This is a genomic window from Bacillus cereus group sp. BfR-BA-01379 (assembly GCF_022663605.1).
Lineage (GTDB): Bacteria > Bacillota > Bacilli > Bacillales > Bacillaceae_G > Bacillus_A > Bacillus_A mobilis.
In genome coordinates this window covers 1-292 of the sequence record NZ_JAKUFT010000240.1, presented here as the reverse complement: position 1 = coordinate 292, position 292 = coordinate 1, and the positions used below count along the sequence as shown (strand labels likewise).

Below are 292 nucleotides of genomic sequence, written 5' to 3'. Positions count from 1 at the left end.
GGAAGATTTCTTACATCAAGATCCAAGTACATTTGAGTGCGATGATGATTGCACAACAAAAATAGAGTGTAGCGAAGATTGTAAATGCCCAAGAACAAGGTGTACTCGCGTGAAACATTGTACGTTCGTTACAAAATGTACTCACGTTAAAAAGTGGACATTTGTTACGAAATGTACTCGTGTCCGCGTTCAAAAATGGACGTTCGTTACGAAAGTAACACGTAGAAAAGAATGCGTTTTAGTTACAAAACGTACTCGCAGAAAGCATTGTACATTCGTTACAAAATGTATA

General features: G+C 37.3%; 1 pseudogene. It reads left to right on the top strand.

What is annotated here, in order from left to right:
* Window positions 1-292, top strand: a pseudogene (gene exsB, locus MR113_RS27655) (exosporium protein ExsB); the annotation flags it as partial.